At 56.0% G+C, this 17473-nt stretch carries 14 protein-coding genes; 3 read left to right on the forward strand and 11 right to left on the reverse strand.

What is annotated here, in order from left to right; all coding sequences use genetic code 11:
- Positions 1 to 61 precede the first annotated feature (61 nt).
- The 5 genes from RTE01_RS06520 to RTE01_RS06540 all read right to left on the reverse strand — a co-directional run bounded on the left by RTE01_RS06520 (position 62) and on the right by RTE01_RS06540 (position 6662).
- Positions 62 to 1714: an electron transfer flavoprotein-ubiquinone oxidoreductase gene (locus RTE01_RS06520; RefSeq protein ID WP_218029259.1), complete on the reverse strand. Its 1653-nt coding sequence runs from the start codon at positions 1712 to 1714 to the stop codon at positions 62 to 64.
- 33 nt (positions 1715 to 1747) lie between these two features.
- A complete protein-coding gene (locus RTE01_RS06525) occupies positions 1748 to 2677 on the reverse strand; it encodes an electron transfer flavoprotein subunit alpha/FixB family protein (protein ID WP_141334827.1) in 930 nt (309 codons plus the stop codon).
- A gap of 1 nt (position 2678) precedes the next feature.
- On the reverse strand, positions 2679 to 3428 hold the full coding sequence (locus RTE01_RS06530) for an electron transfer flavoprotein subunit beta/FixA family protein (protein WP_134526947.1): 750 nt from the start codon (positions 3426 to 3428) through the stop codon (positions 2679 to 2681).
- A 109-nt stretch (positions 3429 to 3537) separates the two neighbouring features.
- Positions 3538 to 5124 (reverse strand): GMC family oxidoreductase, encoded by a 1587-nt coding sequence (locus RTE01_RS06535; RefSeq protein ID WP_141334829.1) that lies wholly within the window; start codon positions 5122 to 5124, stop codon positions 3538 to 3540.
- A gap of 20 nt (positions 5125 to 5144) precedes the next feature.
- Entirely contained in the window at positions 5145 to 6662 is a 1518-nt protein-coding gene (locus tag RTE01_RS06540; protein ID WP_141334831.1) for an aldehyde dehydrogenase family protein, read from the reverse strand.
- 329 nt (positions 6663 to 6991) lie between these two features.
- Between RTE01_RS06540 and RTE01_RS06545 the strand changes: the two genes are divergently transcribed.
- Positions 6992 to 7636: a TetR/AcrR family transcriptional regulator gene (locus tag RTE01_RS06545; RefSeq protein ID WP_076945629.1), complete on the forward strand. Its 645-nt coding sequence runs from the start codon at positions 6992 to 6994 to the stop codon at positions 7634 to 7636.
- 20 nt (positions 7637 to 7656) lie between these two features.
- Here the strand turns inward: RTE01_RS06545 and RTE01_RS06550 are convergent, their stop codons facing one another.
- Entirely contained in the window at positions 7657 to 9165 is a 1509-nt protein-coding gene (locus RTE01_RS06550; RefSeq protein ID WP_141334833.1) for an acyl CoA:acetate/3-ketoacid CoA transferase, read from the reverse strand.
- A gap of 182 nt (positions 9166 to 9347) precedes the next feature.
- Here RTE01_RS06550 and RTE01_RS06555 point away from each other — a divergent pair, with 182 nt between their 5' ends.
- Entirely contained in the window at positions 9348 to 10376 is a 1029-nt protein-coding gene (locus RTE01_RS06555; RefSeq protein WP_141334835.1) for an aldo/keto reductase, read from the forward strand.
- Positions 10377 to 10455: 79 nt separating this feature from the next.
- Here the strand turns inward: RTE01_RS06555 and RTE01_RS06560 are convergent, their stop codons facing one another.
- The 5 genes from RTE01_RS06560 to RTE01_RS06580 form a co-directional block, all read right to left on the reverse strand.
- Positions 10456 to 11499 (reverse strand): zinc-dependent alcohol dehydrogenase, encoded by a 1044-nt coding sequence (locus RTE01_RS06560; RefSeq protein WP_134526944.1) that lies wholly within the window; start codon positions 11497 to 11499, stop codon positions 10456 to 10458.
- A gap of 12 nt (positions 11500 to 11511) precedes the next feature.
- Complete coding sequence (locus RTE01_RS06565; RefSeq protein WP_134526941.1) at positions 11512 to 12528, reverse strand: ABC transporter permease; 1017 nt, start codon at positions 12526 to 12528, stop codon at positions 11512 to 11514.
- A gap of 19 nt (positions 12529 to 12547) precedes the next feature.
- Positions 12548 to 14053, reverse strand: coding sequence for a sugar ABC transporter ATP-binding protein (locus tag RTE01_RS06570; RefSeq protein ID WP_141334837.1), 1506 nt, complete (start codon positions 14051 to 14053; stop codon positions 12548 to 12550).
- 5 nt (positions 14054 to 14058) lie between these two features.
- Entirely contained in the window at positions 14059 to 15024 is a 966-nt protein-coding gene (locus tag RTE01_RS06575) for an ABC transporter permease (RefSeq protein WP_134526938.1), read from the reverse strand.
- 69 nt (positions 15025 to 15093) lie between these two features.
- Positions 15094 to 16209: a sugar ABC transporter substrate-binding protein gene (locus tag RTE01_RS06580; RefSeq protein WP_132512121.1), complete on the reverse strand. Its 1116-nt coding sequence runs from the start codon at positions 16207 to 16209 to the stop codon at positions 15094 to 15096.
- A 483-nt stretch (positions 16210 to 16692) separates the two neighbouring features.
- Here RTE01_RS06580 and RTE01_RS06585 point away from each other — a divergent pair, with 483 nt between their 5' ends.
- Entirely contained in the window at positions 16693 to 17472 is a 780-nt protein-coding gene (locus tag RTE01_RS06585) for a 3-ketoacyl-ACP reductase (protein ID WP_134526935.1), read from the forward strand.
- Position 17473: the final 1 nt, after the last annotated feature.

Genomic DNA, 17473 nt, shown 5'->3' on the forward strand with positions numbered 1-17473 from the left:
ATGGGGCGACTGAGCTGAGGCAAAGAAAACCCCGGCGCTGCCGGGGCGGGAACGGGTGAGATCACATATTCGGGTAGTTGGGGCCGCTGCCTCCTTCGGGGACCGTCCAGACGATATTCTGCAACGGATCTTTGATATCGCAGGTTTTACAGTGCACGCAGTTCTGCGCGTTAATCTGTAATCTGGGCTTGCCTTCCGGCGCGATAATTTCATACACCCCTGCCGGGCAATAACGCTGCGCTGGCTCAGCAAAACGAGGCAGCGTTTCCCGCAGCGAAAGTTCGGCGTCTTTCAGCCGAAGGTGACAGGGCTGATCTTCATCGTGAGACGTATTCGCCAGGTAAACGGAAGAGGGTTTATCAAAACTCAGCTGGTTATCCGGCTTCGGATAGCTGATGGGCGCGCTGCGTTCGGCCGTATCCAGCTGGAGATGATCCGCCCTGCGGTCGTGCAGCGTAAACGGCAGCCTGCCTTTAAACCAGTTCTGATCGATATAGTTGAGTGCGCCGCCTGCCACCGTTCCAAAACGATGCAGCAGCGGACCAAAGTTACGCGACTGCCACAGCTCTTCCCCCAGCCATGACTCGCTAAACGCCCGGGCAAAATCATCGAGGTTCCTTTTTTTATCAGGGGTTTGTACCAGCGCCCGATAGACCGATTCGGCGGCCAGCATGCCGCTTTTCATCGCCGTGTGGCTGCCCTTAATCTTGGCGAAGTTGAGCGTTCCCGCATCGCAGCCAATCAGCAGCCCGCCGGGAAAGTGCATTTTTGGCAGCGCATTGATCCCCCCTTTGGTGATAGCGCGCGCACCGTAGGAGAGGCGCTTCCCGCCGCTGAGGGTTTCGCTAAAGGCCGGATGATGCTTCATGCGCTGAAACTCATCGAACGGGCTTAGCCAGGGGTTGCGGTAGTTAAGATCGACAATCAGCCCAACGACAGCCTGATTATTCCCCGTATGGTAGAGAAAACTCCCTCCCGACGCCCCGTCGCTCAGCGGCCAGCCGGAGGCGTGTACCACCTTTCCGGGACGGCTTTTTTGCGGAGCGATATCCCACAGCTCTTTTATCCCCAACGCGTAGTGCTGCGCATCGCGGCCGGCATCCAGCTGATAGCGGGTGATTAGCTGTTTACCGAGGTGGCCGCGGCAGCCTTCGGCAAAAAGGGTATATTTCGCCAGTAGATTCATGCCTGGCGTAAAGCCGGGTTTTTCTTGCCCTGCGGCATTAACGCCCATATCGCCGGTGGTGACGCCGGCGACGGTGCCCGCATCGTCGTACAGGATGCCGGCAGCGGCAAAGCCGGGGAAAATATCGACTCCCAGTGACTCCGCCTGGCGGGCCAGCCAGCGGCAAAAATCCCCCAGGCTAATGACGAAATTACCGGCGTTATGCATCGGGGCAGGGGTAAGGGCCGTTGGGACCTTCCACGCTTTTTCGCCATCGCGCAGCAGCAGCAGCTCATCTTGCGTAACCGGCGTCGCGAGCGGTGCGCCGAGCGACTGCCAGTCGGGGAAAAGCTCATTGAGCGCCCGGGGTTCGAAAAGCGCGCCGGAAAGAATATGCGCCCCAATCTCGGCGCCTTTTTCAATGACGCAAACGCTCAGCGGGCGCTGATCCTGCTGCGCCATCTGCATCAGCCGGCAGGCTGCCGACAGCCCGGCTGGGCCGCCACCGACGATGAGGACGTCAAATTCCATCGTTTCACGTTCCACCATAACCTCCACCTTTCGTTGCCTGCCCTTTGCGGATCAGAGTTTCGCCACCAGCTGCGGCACAATTTCGAACAGATCGCCCACCAGGCTGTAGTCGGCGATTTTGAAAATAGGCGCCTCTTCATCGCTGTTGATGGCCACGATGACTCTGGCATTACTCATCCCCGCCAGGTGCTGAATCGCGCCGGAAATCCCCACCGCAATATAGAGCTCCGGCGCGACGATTTTTCCGGTCTGACCGACCTGCAGATCGTTGGCGACCATACCCGCATCCACCGCCGCGCGGGATGCGCCCACGGCGCCGTGCAGCTTGTCGGCAAGCTGTGCGATAAGTGCAAAGTTTTCGCGGCTGCCCAGCGCACGGCCGCCGGAGACCACCACGCGGGCGGTAGAAAGCTGAGGACGATCCGATGGCACCAGCTCTTCGTGAATGAAGCGGGAAAGCGGCGGATTATCGATGCGGCTAATGTGCTCAATCGGTGCGGAGAATTCGCTTTTTTGCGCCGCCGGGAAGCTGGAGACGCGTAGGGTCAGTACCACCAGCGGGTCGAGACTCTCGACGGTCGCGATGGCGCTACCCGCATAGATGGGGCGCCTGAACACGCTGGCGCTGACCACCGCAGTCACGTCGGAGATTTGTGCGACGTCGGCGAGGGCCGCCACGCGTGGCAGGATGTTTTTGCCGTTTGAAGTGGCGGCGGCAAGGATATGGCTGTAGCCCTCGCGCAGGGAGAAGATCAGCGCGGCGACGTTTTCGGCCAGCTGGTTTTGAAAAACGCTATCGTCGGCGAGCAGCACCTTCGTTACGCCCGCGATGCGTGCCGCCTGCTCTGCGACCGTACGGCAATTTTTGCCCGACACCAGCAGCGTAATCTCGCCGCCCAGCTCGCGGGCGGCGCTCACCGCGTTAAAGGTCACCGCGTTGAGCTGGTTATTATCATGTTCAACAAGGAGTAAAGTCGCCATATCAAATCACCTTCGCTTCGTTTTTGAGCTTGTTCAGCAGTTCATCGACGCTGTCGACACGCACGCCGGCCTCGCGCGCCGGCGGGGCTTCGACCCGTAGCAGCGCCGTATGCGGGCGTAATTCAAGGCCAAACTCCTCTACAGGGAGGATGCTGAGCGGTTTCTTCTTGGCCTTCATCATGTTGGGCAGGGAGGTATAGCGTGGCTGGTTAAGGCGCAGGTCGGTGGTGATAATGGCCGGCAGCGTCAGCGAAAGAATCTGCAGGCCGCCGTCAATTTCACGGGTGACGATAGCCTGACCATTTTCAACGCGTAGCTCAGCGGCAAAGGTTCCCTGCGGGTAACCGCACAGGGCTGCGAGCATCTGCCCGGTCTGGTTGTTGTCGCCATCGATGGATTGTTTCCCCATCAGGATCAGCGACGGCTGTTCCTGGGCGACGACTTTCGCCAGCACTTTTGCCAGATTGAGCGGCTCGAGGGGCTGGGCGGTGGTGATGAGCAGCCCGCGATCGGCTCCCATTGCCAGCGCGCTGCGCAGCTGTTCCTGGGCCGCGTCATCACCGATGGTCACCACCACAATCTCGCTGGCGATACCGAGCTCCTTCAGGCGAATGGCTTCTTCAACCGCAATCTCGCAGAACGGGTTGAGCGCCATTTTGGCGTTGGTGAGATCAACCTGGCTACCATCGCTTTTGACGCGGATTTTAACGTTGTGGTCGACAACGCGCTTAATGGGGATGAGAACTTTCATCGTTACCTCTCGGAATGTTTTATGTTTCTCTCGATTTAAGTAAATAACTATTTAGTTATTTATTCAACCGATTTTTGCCCATGGTGCGAGCATGGGCGGCAATTTGCGATCAGTGTGACGCGATAATCAGATCGCTGGCTTTCTCGGCAATCATGATGGTAGGGGCGTTGGTGTTGGAGCTGACCAGGCTTGGCATTACCGACGAGTCCACCACGCGTAGCCCCTCAATGCCGCGAACGCGCAGCTGGGTATCGACGACCGACAGCGCATCGACGCCCATTTTGCAGGTGCCAACCGGGTGATAGCAGGTGCGCGCAAAGCGGCGAATGTAGTCTTCAAGCTCTTTATCACTTTGCGCTTCGTGTCCCGGCATATGCTCGCGGCGGATATACGGCGAGAAGGCGCTTTGCTGCATGATATCGCGCATCAGCTTGCAGCCTTCAATGGTCATTTTCATGTCGTAAGGATCGCTGAGATAGTTCGGGTCGATGAGCGGGGCGTCGCTGGCGTTAGCCGTGCGCAAAGTGACCCGGCCACGGCTGCGCGGACGCAGGAAATAGCTGTTAATCGTCACGCCGGAGCCGGAAGGCACCGGTTCGATACCGGCTTCCACGCCGGCTCCGGCCAGGAAGTGAATTTGGGTATCCGGGTTCACCGACTGCTTATCGGCGTACCAGAAGGCGCCGCCTTCGACGATATTCGAACAGACCGGCCCTTTACGGAACAGCAGATACTCCAGCCCGGCCCACATCATCCAGTGCGTCTTTTTGTATTTGTCATAGCTCAGGGCGTTGCCGAGCTCAAATATCAGATCGATGCCCACGTGGTCCTGCAGATTCTCACCTACGCCCGGAAGATCGGCCGCGACCGTAATCCCTTTTTTAGCGAGCTCATCCGCCGCGCCAATCCCTGAAAGCTGCAGCAGTTTAGGGGAGCCGATCGCCCCGGCGCTGACGATAACTTCACAGCTGGCATGCAGCCGCTGCTGCTTGCCATCCTGGTAAATCTCCACGCCGACGGCGCGCTGGTTATCGATAATCAGCCGGGAAATATGGCAGCCGGTTTTAATGGTGAGATTACTGCGCCGGCTCGCGTCCTTCAGATATCCCACCGCCGTGGAGCAGCGGCGGGCATGGCGGGTGGTGGTCTGATAGAGACCGCAGCCGGCCTGGGTAGCGCCGTTGAAATCAGGATTGTAGGGCAACCCCGCCTGCTGGCAGGCTTTGCTGAAGGTTTTACTCATCAGGTTCGCGCCGACCGGGCTGGAGACGCCGAGCGGACCGCCGACGCCGTGCCAGGCGTTTGAAAAGGTATCGTTATCCTCGGACTTAATAAAATAGCGCTGGATATCGGCAAAAGACCAGCCGTCGCAGCCCTCATCTGCCGCCCAGCGGTCGTAGTCCGCCGGGGTGCCGCGGGTGAACACCTCCGCGTTGATAGAGCTACCGCCGCCCAATACCCGCCCCTGGGCAAACAGCAGTTCGCGATTGCCCAGCTGGGGCTGGGGCACCGTTTTATAGCCCCAGGTCAGCGGCCCGGAGGTGAGTTTGCTAAAACCGACCGGTAAATGGATGTAGGGGTTGCTGTCCTTTGGACCCGCCTCAACCAGCAGCACTTTACAGTGGCTATTTTCACTTAGGCGCGAGGCAAGGACGCTACCCGCCGAACCGCCGCCAATAATAATGTAGTCGTACATGTCGGATCCTCTACCAAAAATCATTCAGCGAGCCATTTGGCGCGCTTGCCCAACTGAATATGCACGGATTTAATTTCGGTATATTCATCCAGTCCATAGCTGCCGCTTTCGCGTCCGATGCCGGATTGTTTAAATCCGCCTGAAGGCAGTTCAGGACCGCCGGCGATAGTGGTGTTCACCCACAGCCTGCCCGCTTTAAGATCGCGGAATCCCTGTACCGCATGATCCAGGTTTGAGGTCCAGATGCTGGCAGCCAGTCCGTAGCAGGTATCATTGGCAATTCTGATTGCTTCTTCATAACTGTCGAACGGGGTGACGCAGAGTACCGGGCCGAAGATCTCTTCGCGGAAAATCGCCATCTCCGGCGTCACATCATCGAAAATAGTGGGTTCGATAAACAGCCCGCGGTCAGCGTTAACCGCGCCTCCGCCGGTGAGCAGCGTTGCGCCCTCATTTTTGCCCTGTTCAATATAGCTGAGCACGGTCTGGAAATGCTTCTCGGTGATAATCGCGCCAATCTGGGTGCTTTCATCCAGCGGATCGCCGCTGCGTACCTTTTGCGCGCGCTCAACCAGCTTCTGACAGAAATCCTTATGGATTGAACGCTCAACCAGCAGGCGGCTGCCGCTGACGCAGCACTGCCCGGTATTGAACAGGAAACCAAACAGCGTACCGTCCAGCGCGGCGTCGAGATCGGCATCGGCAAACACCACCTGCGGGTTCTTGCCGCCCAACTCCAGCCCAAGACGCTTAATGTTTTTTGCCGAAGCGTGCAGCGCCATCTGGCCGACGGCGGTAGAGCCGGTGAAGGAAACCATATCAACGTCGGCATGCTCGGTAATATGCTGACCGACAACCGAACCGCTGCCGGTGACGACGTTAAACACGCCGTCCGGCAGGCCCGCTTCTTTAAGGATGCCGGCCAGCAGCAGGGTCGTGCCGGAGGTGATCTCAGCGGCCTTGGCCACCAGCGTACAGCCCGCCGCCAGAATATAGGGGTAGCGTTCTGCGCCAATAAAGAAGGGGAAGTTCCACGGGGTGATGACGCCGACGACGCCAATAGGTTCGCGGGTCACCAGGCCCAGCATGCTGTCGCCGAGGTTATTAAAGCTGTCACCCTTGACGCTGCGCGCCAGACCCGCGGCATACTCCCAAATATCCGCAGCACCCTGAATTTCACCGCGGGACTGGGCGATCGGTTTGCCGGTCTCAAGCGTTTCCAGCAGCGCCAGCTCGGCCAGCTTTTCGCGGATCAGCTGCGCGGTTTTCAGCAGTACCGCCGCCCGCGCCGCGCCGCTAATCCGCGACCACTTCCCGGAGTCAAAGGCTTCCCTGGCCGCTTTTACCGCGTCATCAACGTCTTCAGCGGTGCCGGCAGGGTAGCTGCTGACGACAATATCGTGGGCCGGGCTTTTACGCACAAAGTTTTCGCTGCCGTGGCCGGCGGTCCATTTGCCGTTGATGAACATCTGAAACTCGCGTGCTTTTTCGGGCAGCAAAGCGTGGTTAACGTCTACAGGGCGAAATGTATTGCTCATAATCCTCTTCCCATCGTTCATAGCATGTCTTACCGAACGGTAAGAGCCGGTGTGTGATCGTTGTCATCCTGCCCTAAAGGTGATAAGTGCTGACAGGGTGTACGGGTTTGTTGTGTTTAACTTGATGTTTTAAAAGATTAATGTATTATATATATAACCATATGGTTACATATGTTAGCACGCTGTTTTTCGCATGGATAAGAAAACGCCAGCCCTTGTAATGAAATTGTTAAGCGGCTAGCAGAAAGAATAACAGTCAAAAATTTTTCTTGATTTCCTCCAATGAGTAAGGATTAATCATCAGCCAGATCCGCAACCAAAACGATGTAATGACTAAATCAGCTTCTGAAAAAACAGTGCAGGTCCGTGACCCTATTGCGACACAAAATCGGATCCTCAAAGCCGCGAAACGAGAGTTTGCGCAAAAGGGACTCGGCGGGGCGCGCATTGACGTTGTCGCTGAAAAAGCAAAGTCAAATAAGCGCATGATTTATCACTATTTCGGTAGCAAGGAGCAGCTTTTTCAGAAAGTCGTTGAAGACTCCTATCTCGATATTCGTGCGGCGGAAAAAAAATTAAATCTTGAAAAGCTGGAGCCGCAAGAGGCGGTTGAAGCGCTGGTTCGCTTTACCTGGAACTACTACCTGAAAAATCCGGAATTCCTGACCCTGGTCAACAGCGAAAACCTGCATCGTGCCGTGCATCTGAAAAAATCAGTGGCGATCAAGTCAGCGCAAAAATCGATGGTCGCCCTCATGGAAAATATCCTTCAGCGCGGGGTGGAGCAGGGCGTGTTCAGAGCTGGCGTCGATCCTGAGCAGCTGGTGATTACCATTGCGGCAGTAAACTACTATTACTTTAATAATAAATATACTGGCGCCATTTTGTTCGATCGTAATTTCATGGATGCTGATTCCCTTCAGCAGCGCCTTGATTTCAACGTCGAAACAATAATGCGGATATTACAGCCCTGATACCCGCATTACCCCACGATTCAAAGAGAAACGATGGCGGGGCGATCGACTTTCGGACAGAACTGCATGCGCTGCAAAATATCCTGTTCGAGATCAACCCCGCTCACCACCGCGACCAGCTCCACGCCGTCTTCCGTTAGCTTGAAAATCGCGCGCTCCGTGACGTACAGCACCTCCTGCCCGCGCTTTATGGCTTCCGGTCCGCTGAAGGTGATATGACGAACCTTTTGCACCAGCTTAGGAATTTGCCCGTGGGATTCAATCTGTAACTGCTCCCCCTGCTGGCAAACCTGTAAACCTTTCGCTTCGAAGGTGCCGCAGAAAACCACCTTTTTGGCGCCGCAGGTAATATCAATGAAGCCGCCCGGCCCGACGATCGTGTCGCCAAGCTGCGAAACGTTAACGTTGCCTTCCGCGTCCATTTCTCCCATGCCGAGGAAGGTGATATCCAGCCCGCCGCCGCAAAACAGATCGAACTGATCGAGCGAGCTGACAATGGCCTGCGGATACTTTGCCGCCCCGAACAGCGCGCCGTCGAGAAGCTGGCCGTTGTGAATACCCTGTTCCACCATCTGCCAACAGGAATCTACCAGCGATTTTTCCGCCATGGCCGAGATCCCGCCGGGGATGCCGAACCCGTAATTGACCCGCATATTTGGCTTCAGCTCCCGTACCGCCAGCCCCGAAATCAGGCGGCGAATCCCCTCAGCCGGCGCGTCGAGCGGGTGCTCAACCGGCGGAGCGACCTGACCGGAGATGGCCGGATCGTATTCGGCAAGATAGCTCTGTCGCTGCGCCGGACACTCGACGATATGGTCGATCATTACGCCGGGAACGGTCACTTTTCGGGCCGGGACAAAGTGCGCAGGCGTGGTGGATTTCACCTGGGCGATGACCATCCCGCCGTTGTTATGTGCGGCTAACGCGACGGCATAGGTATCCAGATCCGCCGGCTCTTCGCTGGTGGAAATATTCGCCACCGCATCCGCCTGTGAACCGTGAATCACCGCGACATCAACTTTAAAAGGTTTGTAGTGCAGCCAGGTTTTGCCGTCGAGCTCAATGCGCGAAACGATATTTTCGCAGGTGATGTCGTTGCATTTTCCACCGCTAATCAGCGGGTCAACAAAGGTCCCCAGCCCGACGCTGGAAATGACCCCCGGGCGCCCGGCGCCGCTTTCGCGATACAGCGTCATAATGATACCTGTGGGTAAGCAGTAGGCTTCAATCTCATTATTACGAGCCATTTTTTGCAGCTCGGATGACCACGACCAGTGCCCGCCGATGATCCGCTTGATGAGGCCCGGAATGGCCAGCCGTCCGAGACCGGATCCTTTGCCGTCGCCGATACCTAAGGCATGGATCAGGGTCAGATTCCGCGGATGCCCGGTCTCGCGATAGCGCGTCGCGATGGCCGCCATGATGTAGTCTGACTCCAGCAGCCCGCCGCCGGAGCCGGTGAAGGCAACGGTGGCGTTGTCTTTAATCAAAGCCACTGCGTCATCGACGCTTTTTAGTTTGCCGTGCATTCTCGTTATCCTCGTTGCATTTGATCTTAAGTAAACTAACTAGTTAGTTACAATTACAGAAAAAAAAGGAAGGATCAACGTTGTTGATGGTGCTTTGTTATCCAGGTAACATTTTCGCAATACTTGCTCTGATATAACTATCTTGTTAGTTAATTAAATTATCAATCCGCAGGAGGGCTGGCATGGTTCCATCACAGAAGAATACATTTGGTCGTACAGATATTCAGGTCACGGCAATGGGCTACGGCGCGGCGCCGATTGGCAACATCTTTCGCCCGATCGGCGAGCAAGAGTCAGAAAAGATGATCCATCAGGCATGGGACAGCGGTCTGCGCTATTTTGATACGGCACCGCTGTACGGACATGGCCTGAGCGAAGCGAGGATTGGGCACGGTCTGCGCTGGTATCCGCGCGATGAATACGTGCTCTCCAGCAAAGTCGGCCGTCTGCTGAAGCCGAAAAAACGCGGTGAATTTGATTCCGGGGCGTGGGTCAATCCGCTGCCGTTTGAGGCGATTTTTGATTATTCCTACTCTGCGACCATGCGTTCGATTGAAGACAGCCTGCAGCGCATGGGGCTGGAGCATATCGATATCGCCTTCATTCACGACTGTGATGTTTATACCCACGGCGATAAGCAGCCTCACTATTTTCGTCAGGCGATGGACGGCGCGTGGCGTGCGCTGGCGCAGCTTCGGGATGAAGGGGTAATTAAAGCCGTCGGTATGGGCGTCAACGAGTGGGAGGTTTGTCATGCGGCGCTGCAGGAGGCCGACTTCGACTGCTTCCTGCTGGCCGGGCGCTATACGCTGCTGGAGCAGGAGGCGTTAAAAGCGTTTCTGCCGCTGTGCGAGGAACGTAACGCGGCGGTGGTGATCGGCGGAGGATTCAACAGCGGGATTCTGGCGACCGGGGCGGTTGAGAACGCGAAGTACAACTACGGCCCGGCGAGCCAGGCGATTCTGGCAAAGGTGAGAGAAATTGAAAATGTCTGCCGCGATTACCAGGTCAGCCTACCGGCGGCCGCGCTTCAGTTTGTGCTGGCTCATCCGGCGGTACCCACTATTATTCCCGGCACACGTACGGTGGCGCAGCTGGAAAACTGCCTGGAGTGGATTGCCGCGCCGATCCCGGATGATTTCTGGCGTACGCTGCAGCAGCAGGGGCTGCTGGATGAGGGCGCGCCCACGCCGGCAGACCGTCAGCCCTGAATAAAGAAACGGCATAAAAAAGGTGCTCTTGTTGAGCACCTTTTTTGATCCTGTCTGGCTTATTCGCGTCGCTAAAGCTTCACTCCTGCGCGATGCGCAGCTGGATTTTCAAATACTGCGGCTGCGCGAGCAGGGAGGTGAAAACCTGCTGAATATCCTCCAGCGGGTGGACGGACTGGCAAAAAGGAGCGGTAATAAATCGTTGATGCTGCAGCAGATGCAGCGCCTGGTGCATATCTTCTCCCATCCCGGCTACGCTGCCCTGAATCCTTTGCTCTTTTAAAATAATCTCCAGCGGCCTGATGGCGATGTCGGTTTCGCCGTCGGTTAAGCCAAAGGCCAGCAGCCGTCCGCCGGGACGCATAAACGTCAGCGCCTGTTTGTAGAGCTCGGGATGGCCGACGCTTTCTATGACCACATCGGCGCCGCGGCCCTGGGTGAGCTGCTTTATTTGCTCCAGCGCGCGTTCCGGGTCGGTGATGACGCAGTCTGCACCGCACTGCCCGGCGAGCTCGGCGCGCTGCGGATTCAGCTCGACGGCAATAATCGGAGCGGCTCCCAGCAGGCGCGCCATCTGAATATGCATATTGCCCACCGGGCCTGCGCCGATGACCACTACCGACTCTGCCACGCTGAGGCCGATTTTTTTACCGGCGCGCACCACGCAGGAGAACGGCTCGGTCAAACAGGCAACGCTATCCGTAATCTCGTCGCCGACGGGAATCACCAGGCGGGCCGGAACGGCCACGTACTGTGCAAAAGCGCCGTGGGTGTGGATGCCGAGCTGGCGGATCTCCGGGCAGTTTAGCAACTCGTTGCGCCGGCAATAATAGCAGTGGCCGCAGCTGATATTGATATCGGCAACCACCCGCTGGCCCGGCGCCAGGGTCGCAACGCGACGGCCCACGGCAACAATTTCCCCGCTAAACTCATGGCCGGGAATTAACGGTAGCTTATCCTGGGCATAGTGGCCGTTATAGATATGGATATCCGTTCCACAGATCGAACACTGGCTGACGCGAATGAGGACCTCGTCATCGCCGTATTCGGGGACCGGAACCTGGCGTATTTCGAAATTTTTGGCTGCGGTAAGCACCGCTGCTTTCATTAATTTGGGGATCATGGCCGGCTCCGGTTATTTAACGGTAGAAATTTTAGATCGATCGATGGTCATCGCAATGGCCGCAATCATCAGCGCCCCGAAGAAGATCTGCTGCGCCTGCGCTTCAACGTTAAGGTAGGTCATACTGGTGCGAATGACGGCGACGATCAGAGTGCCGATAAGCGTGCTCAGTACGCCCCCCACGCCGCCGGTCAGCGGCGTGCCGCCTAGCAGCACCGCGACAATCGCCGGGAGCAGGAACTGATCGGCCATCGTCGGCGATGCGCCGGAAAGACGGGTCGCCAGCAGCACTCCGGCGGCGGCGGCGAACGCGCCGGCGATGGCAAAGGTGAGGATCTTCACCTTGACCACCTTCACGCCGCTGGCGAGCGCGGCGGATTCCCCGGCGCCAAGCGCCTTCATATGGCGTCCCAGCGCGGTACGTCTCTCCATCAGCAGCGCCAGCAGCAGCAGTACGGCGGCGATAACGATCTCCGTCGGTAGCGTAAAGACGGTGGTGGTCATCCAGCCCACCGTCTGGCTGCGAATATCCCCTGGAATATAAAACGCGCGCTGTCCGGAAATCACCTGTCCAGTAGCGTAGGCAATTCCTCCGACGGCGAGGGTGGTAATGAAGGACGATATTTTAAAACGCGTGTGCACCCAGCCGGATACGGCGCCGAACAGCGCGCCGATAGCCAGCGTAAGCGGAATAGCCAGCACGCCAATTTGCGATAGCAGAATGACCAGCACGACCGTTGACATGCTGGCAATCGACTGGGCGGATAAATCTATCCCGCCGATATAAATCACAAAGGTCATGCCAATCGCCATAATAAACAGCGTAGATGCATCCTGCAGCAGCTGGAATATATTGTCGGGCTTAAGAAAATCCGGGTTATAGAGGCTGACGAGGGCCACTAATACTGCCAGGGTCAGTATCGGTAAATAACGGGTGATTTTTTCACGCCCGGTCAGCGGCGGCCGCGTCGGGCTACCGATATTATTGTTTGTCGGCACTGCTAATGAATCAGAACGGATTATTTTCATGGAGATGGGCCTTAATAACCTAGACGAAATGCTGCAATAATTCATATTGCTCCGGGCGCTTCTCTTCGCAGCCGGTAAACTGATGCATCAGTCGGCCGTCCTTAAAAATAGCGATGGTGTGGGCGAGGCCAATAGCCTCCTCCAGAGAGTCGGCTATCAAAATCACGCCGCACTGCTCATCGGTGAAGTCGCGTACTAAGTCATAGACGTCCTCTTTGGCACCGATATCGAGGCCGCGGGTAGGGTGGTCAAGCAGGATGATTTTCGCCTCAGCGGTCCGCCATTTCGACAGCACCACCTTTTGCTGATTGCCGCCGGAAAGCTTGCTGCACTGCGTATCAATACTGGCGGTTTTAATCGATAGCTTTTTAACCCACTGATTTGCCAGCCTGCGCTCGTGATGGACCTGCAGCAGTCCGCCGCGGGAATAGTCCTGCAGATTGGCGAGAGTAATATTTTCCACCACCGACATGCCTTCGACGATACCCTCGATTTTGCGCTCACGAGGGATATATCCCACCCCCTCAGCGATGCTGTGGCTGGGGCTAAATTTGCGTACCGGTCTACCGTTAAGGATCACCTCTCCCCGTTCCGGCTGCATCAATCCGAAGATAGAGCGGATGATTTCCTCGGTACCGGCGCCATCGGTTCCGACCAGCGCCAGCACTTCGCCGGCGTGTAGCGACAGCGAGACGTCTTTATAATGGCCCGGCAGCGAAATATTCTTTAACTCGACTAAGGTCGTCTCTTTGTTAATTCGGTGCTTACGATGTTCGCGATAGTAGCGTTCGTCGATATCGCGACCGACCATCTGGCGCTGAATATTCACCACATCGAACCGGTCGCGGGTGAGCATATCCATAACCTGCCCATCCTTCATGACGTAGATGCGATCGGACAGCGCCATCACTTCATCAAGGCGATGCGAAACGAAAATAAAGGAGGCCCGGCTTTTGAGCTCTCTGACCAGTTCAAACAGCAGTTCTATTTCCTGGGTCGGCAGGACCGAAGTCGGTTCGTCGAGCAGGATAATTAAATGGCCGCTGCTTCTCTCCTCAAGGGTCAGGACCTTCGCCAGCTCTACCAGCTGACGTTGGGTAAAGGAGAGCTCGGAAGTCATTGTCTGCGGATCGATATCCAGTTTGACTTTCGCCAGCTGCTTTCTGGCCGCCGTCGCCATCTTTTTCCAGTTAATCACACCCAGCTTTTTAAACGGCTGTTCAAAACCGAGAAAAATATTCTCCATTACGCTCAGATTGGAGATAAGCGACTGCTCCTGAAATACCATCCCGATACCCTGCATCATGGCATCGCGCGGGGTGCGAAAGACGACCGGCTGACCGTTGATCAGCAATTCGCCTTTATCATGCTGATAGGCGCCGTAAATTATCTTCATCAGCGTCGATTTTCCGGCGCCATTTTCACCGACCAATCCGACAATTTCACCGGGATTAATTTGCAGATTGATATTCTGCAAGGCCAGTACGCCCGGGAACGATTTACCCACATTTTTGAATTCAAGCATAATCGTCACTTCACTATTTGCAGACGTTTACGATTAGTGACTAATGCCACCGAGATGATAACCAGAGCGCCCAGAACGCCTTGCTGGATATAGGTCGGGAAGCCGACCAGCACCATGCCGTTGTTAATGACGTTGATAATCAGTACCCCAACCAGGCTTTGCCACACGCCGCCGTTGCCGCCCATTAAGGAGGTGCCACCGACGACGACGGAGGTGATGGCGATAAAGGTATAGCCATCGCCAAGGTTGCTGGCGACCGAGCCCAGGCGGGCGACGGCAAAGACGGCACCCAGGCCGTAAAACACGCCGGCCAGCGCAAAACCAAGCACGCGAATACGTTTTACCGACAGACCAGACGCATAGGCCTGGTGTTCGCCGCCACCGATGGCATAAAAATTACGCCCCAGCGCGGTATAGCGCTGAATAAACCAGGCAAATAGCAGGGCTGCCCCGGCGAGATAGACCATCAGCGGGAAATCAAAAATACGCTCGGTCAGCAGTAATCTGAATACCGGGTCGGGGAGAGGAATACGTTCGCCGCCGGTCGTCACCATCGTGACGCCAATTAAGCTAAAACCGATACCCAGGCTAACCAGGAATGAGGGGATTTTGAGCTTCACGTGAATAAGGCCGTTGATCAGCCCGCAGGCTGCAGAAATAAGGATCGCGGCGGGGATCGCCAAATAACCGAGTTCGTTAAAACCGCCCAGCTTCACCATGATGATTGCCAGCATGGAGCCGCAGAAAGCCATAATGCCTTCAATTGACAGGTCGATCGAACCCATAATAATGATAAACGTCACGCCAATGGCAATCATTAACGGCGCGGCGCTGGCGGTCAGTAAACGTGAGAAGTTACGCACCGATAAAAAACCCGGGTAAACAACGCTGATGATGGTGCAAAGCAGCAGCAGCACCATCAGCGGCGCCCATTTGCGCAAAAAATCTTTGTAGCCTGAATGTGATGACATGGTCGACCTTCACTCATTGAATTTATAACGTCTTCATCGACAATAAATATCTGCAGAAGAGTGGGGGAACTACAATTTGCGATATTGAATTGGCCCCTTCGACGCCTGCCAGAAATTATTCCAGTCGTTCACCGGCGTATTGACGATATTGTCCTGATACCATTTCTGCGCATCGTCTTTGGTTATCATGATCGTCGGACCATAAAATTCGCGATGCTCATGCGGCTCAGCGGAGGGTTTGAAGCTGCCGATAGCCGCATGGTGAGCCAGTGAAAGCGCAATGCCTCCTGCCCAGTACGGGTCGGTGCTTACGGTGCAGAGGATTTCACCGCTGATGCACAGCTTGACGGCGTCCGGGGTGCCGTCGTAGGAGACAATCGGGATCTGTCCCGCCAGCCCTTCGGCACGCAGAGCCTCAATAATGCCGAGGGTCATACTGTCGTTGGAGGAGAAGATACCTTTGATATCATCCCCGAAGCGGGTGAGCATCGTCGACATCATGTCGTTGGCTTTCGAGGTGCTCCAGTCCGCATCCTGCCAGTCCAGCAGCTTGATATCCGGGTTCTCCTTCAGTTTGTGCATCAGCCCCGCTTTACGCTCAATCGCCGGGACGTTGGAGGCGATCCCTCCCAGCCCGACAATCCCGCCTTTTTTCCCCATTGCGTCAAAGAGCAGCTGCGCACACTGCTGCGCCGGTTCGAAATCCGACCAGCTGATGTGGGCCACGTAGTTGTCACCAAAATCCCAGGGATGCAGATCGTCGGTTTTGTTCCAGATGGTGGTAATAAACGCGCCGCGCTGCTGGCAGGCGGTCACGACAGCCCGCGCGTTAGGGGCATCGTTAGGATCGCAGCCGATCGCCAGCTTCCCTTCAGTTTTGGAAAGCAGGGCTTTGATATCCGAAAGAACTTTCTCGTTATTGCCACCGTTAATCAGGCTTACCATGGTCGCGTTTTGCGTTTTCGCATAAGACTTCCCGCCGGCGGCAATCGCGTTCCAGTAGGAGTTGTCAGGATCTCGATAGCCCCAGGCCAGCGTGAGGTTTCCTCCTTCAGCCGCCATGGCTTTTGAGAGCGGGCTGATAAGCGGAAGCGCTGCCATGCCGCCGATGCCCAGGGCACTTTTCAGCAGGAATTCACGTCGGCTAATCACGCTTTGTTCAACGAATTTTTTAATAAATGACATAGCGATATTTCCTGTCTTTTCGATTTACATGAAGGCGTTAACCCGATTGAAAATACGTTACATGTAAATAACTAATTACTTACAAGTTGATGATATATCACCCGAGAAAGTAATTGGCAATGAAGCGCTTTGCGATTGGTTTACATGGCATTTTCATCCGACCAAAAAACGCCTAGCGCCCTGTTTTTTCTTATTATTTTTAAATGTTCCCTTTGCGAATGAGTAAATGCTTTTTCACGGCTGTTTTCGCGGGGGTTAGCACTTATCAATATGATTTATATTATTTTTTATCAATTTTACCCTCCCGGGCTGTTTTGCTTGCGTTTGCGATATCAGTCACAAAGATTTTGCTGGCAATCTTCACCCGTCAGGCGTGGATTGTGCAGATCTCATATTTGCATATTGTAAGTAACTATTTATTTACAAGTGGTGAGGGTGATCGCTATGATTTCGACGTATTCTCACTCCACAATGGGACAAGACATGACCGTTAAAACACGACAGGTAGCGTTTATCACCGGCGGAGCGCGCGGCATCGGTTTTGAGATTGCCGCAAAGCTGGCGCAGGCGGGCTTTGATATTGCGCTGAATGATTATCAGGATTCTGCGGCGCTGCAGGCATCGGTAGCGCGGCTAAAAGGCTGGGGCGTTAACGCCGTTGCCGTGCCCGGCGACGTGGCGGATATCAGCCTGCACGACAGGATGCTGGCGCGGGCGGAGCATGAGCTGGGGCCGCTGACGACCTTTGTCAACAACGCCGGCGTATCGGTGACCAGCCGCGGCGATCTCCTCGACGTGACGCCGGAAAGCTACGATCGCTGCCAGGCCGTTAACGCTCGCGCCACATTCTTCCTCTGCCAGGCTTTTGCCCGGCGCCTGCTGGCCGGTGGCTGCTCTCCCGAACTGCACTACAGCCTTATCGTCGTCTCTTCCTCGAACGCCTCTGCGGCCTCCATCAACCGAGGTGAGTACTGTGTATCAAAGGCCGGGGCGGCGATGGTGGCAAAACTATTCGCCTCGCGCCTCGCCAGGGTTGGGGTGCAGGTGTTTGATATTCAGCCGGGGCTGATTGCTACCGAAATGACGCAGCCTTCGCTGGCAATCTATCAACAGCGCGTCGATGAAGGCTTAACTCTGCTGCCGGAGCTGGGCACCCCGGCTCAGATAGGCACGATAGTCACCACTCTGGCCAGCGGCGGGATGCCCTATTTAACCGGCCAGGTGATTAGCGCCGACGGCGGAATGCTGGTTTCCCGTTTCTGAT

The organism is Klebsiella terrigena (assembly GCF_006539725.1).
In the GTDB taxonomy this organism is placed as follows: domain Bacteria; phylum Pseudomonadota; class Gammaproteobacteria; order Enterobacterales; family Enterobacteriaceae; genus Klebsiella; species Klebsiella terrigena.

What these genes read in the sequence shown, in the direction of transcription:
- RTE01_RS06580 (WP_132512121.1), bottom strand. Translation starts at nt 16,209, where the DNA reads ATGTCATTTATTAAAAAATTCGTTGAACAAAGCGTGATTAGCCGACGT.
- RTE01_RS06560 (WP_134526944.1), bottom strand. Translation starts at nt 11,499, where the DNA reads ATGATCCCCAAATTAATGAAAGCAGCGGTGCTTACCGCAGCCAAAAAT.
- RTE01_RS06565 (WP_134526941.1), bottom strand. Translation starts at nt 12,528, where the DNA reads ATGAAAATAATCCGTTCTGATTCATTAGCAGTGCCGACAAACAATAAT.
- RTE01_RS06535 (WP_141334829.1), bottom strand. Translation starts at nt 5,124, where the DNA reads ATGTACGACTACATTATTATTGGCGGCGGTTCGGCGGGTAGCGTCCTT.
- RTE01_RS06575 (WP_134526938.1), bottom strand. Translation starts at nt 15,024, where the DNA reads ATGTCATCACATTCAGGCTACAAAGATTTTTTGCGCAAATGGGCGCCG.
- RTE01_RS06585 (WP_134526935.1), top strand. Translation starts at nt 16,693, where the DNA reads ATGACCGTTAAAACACGACAGGTAGCGTTTATCACCGGCGGAGCGCGC.
- RTE01_RS06530 (WP_134526947.1), bottom strand. Translation starts at nt 3,428, where the DNA reads ATGAAAGTTCTCATCCCCATTAAGCGCGTTGTCGACCACAACGTTAAA.
- RTE01_RS06540 (WP_141334831.1), bottom strand. Translation starts at nt 6,662, where the DNA reads ATGAGCAATACATTTCGCCCTGTAGACGTTAACCACGCTTTGCTGCCC.
- RTE01_RS06550 (WP_141334833.1), bottom strand. Translation starts at nt 9,165, where the DNA reads ATGCACGGCAAACTAAAAAGCGTCGATGACGCAGTGGCTTTGATTAAA.
- RTE01_RS06570 (WP_141334837.1), bottom strand. Translation starts at nt 14,053, where the DNA reads ATGCTTGAATTCAAAAATGTGGGTAAATCGTTCCCGGGCGTACTGGCC.
- RTE01_RS06555 (WP_141334835.1), top strand. Translation starts at nt 9,348, where the DNA reads ATGGTTCCATCACAGAAGAATACATTTGGTCGTACAGATATTCAGGTC.
- RTE01_RS06545 (WP_076945629.1), top strand. Translation starts at nt 6,992, where the DNA reads ATGACTAAATCAGCTTCTGAAAAAACAGTGCAGGTCCGTGACCCTATT.
- RTE01_RS06520 (WP_218029259.1), bottom strand. Translation starts at nt 1,714, where the DNA reads ATGGTGGAACGTGAAACGATGGAATTTGACGTCCTCATCGTCGGTGGC.
- RTE01_RS06525 (WP_141334827.1), bottom strand. Translation starts at nt 2,677, where the DNA reads ATGGCGACTTTACTCCTTGTTGAACATGATAATAACCAGCTCAACGCG.